The sequence below is a fragment of the Streptomyces sp. NPDC005963 genome (assembly GCF_040638655.1).
Taxonomy (GTDB): Bacteria; Actinomycetota; Actinomycetes; order Streptomycetales; family Streptomycetaceae; genus Streptomyces.
Genome location: NZ_JBEXVD010000093.1, coordinates 1 through 1,268, shown reverse-complemented (window position 1 = coordinate 1,268; position 1,268 = coordinate 1). Strand labels below are relative to the sequence as shown.

Annotated in this window: 1 protein-coding gene; it reads right to left on the bottom strand. The window is 69.2% G+C overall.

The annotated features are described in order from the left end of the window. On the bottom strand, nucleotides 1-1,028 hold a 1,028-nt coding region (locus ABZ348_RS34700; protein WP_358940008.1), incomplete at its 3' end, for an IS110 family transposase. Nucleotides 1,029-1,268: the final 240 nt, after the last annotated feature.

The window sequence follows — 1,268 nt, the reverse complement described above, 5'->3', positions numbered from 1 at the left end:
GCGGACAGGAAGAAGGCCCGTTTGAGCTGCTTGTTTCCGCGGCGGGAGGGTTGTTCGCCGCGGATGGACGAGCCGGAACTGCGGGTTGCCGGGGCGAGGCCGGCGTAGGCGGCGAGGTGGGCGGCGGAGGGGAAGTTGCTGCCGTCGCCGACGTCGATGAGGATGCGGGCTCCGGTCCTGACGCCGATGCCGGGCATCGAGGTCAGGACCTGGGAAAGAGGGTGTGCCTCCAGCAGTTCCTCAATCCGGCCGGCCAGGGCTTTCCGCTGGTCGAGCACCGCCTGGAGCGAGGTGGCGAGGCTGGGGACGATCAGCGCGGCGGCGTCTGTGCCCGGGACGACGACGGTCTGCTCGTCGAGGGCGGTGAAGATGTCATCGACCAGACGCTCGGCCATCCTGGGGGCCTTCGGGCGTATGAGGGTGACCAGCCGTCGGCGTCCGGCCTTGCGGATCCGGGCCGGGGATCCGAACCGTTCCAGCAGGGTGAGGACGGCCGGGTGCTGAATCCGCGGGCCGATCACCCGTTCCAGGTGCGGGTGGATTTGGGTGAGCAGGCCGCGGAGCCGGTTCCCGACCCGGGTGACCTCGCCCGCGAGGTCGTCGTCGAATCCCACGATCATCTCCAGCTCGGCGATCGTCTCGTCTTCGAGGTCGATCGCCCGCAGGGTGTGGGGCATCGCGCGGGCGGCGTCCGCGATGATGAACGCGTCGCGGGCGTCGGTTTTGGCCTCGCCCGGATAGAGGTCGGCGATCCGCCGCATCGTCAGGCCGGGCAGGTAGGCCACTCGGCAGCCCATGTCCCGCGCGACTGCGAGGGGCAGGGCGCCGATCGACGCGGGCTGGTCGACCACGACGAGCACGGTCCCGTGCTTGGCCTGGAGTTTCGCGAAGACCTCGCGCAGTTTCGGTTCGCTGTTGGGCAGGCGCTTGTCGAACGCCTTCTTCCCGGCCGGGGTGACGGCGGTGGCGTGGTGTTCGCCCTTGCCGACGTCCAGACCGAGGTAGACGTCGATGTCGCCGGTGTCGATCACGTGCGTCCTTCAGTCGTGCCCGCCCGGCCGTCCGTCGGCACCGATCGCCACATCCACATTACGAAGAGCCTCCCTGTCTCCCGGAGGAGTCGGTGGTCATGCCCCTAATCAGCGGTCTGTCAGTGCCTCCGGGACCGGTGACACCACCCCCCGGGCCATACCTTCAACAGGGGGGAGCAGTCATGCCGGGCCCGGAGGCCGGGAGCCCCATTGCGGGACCACCAAAAAGGTAATGGG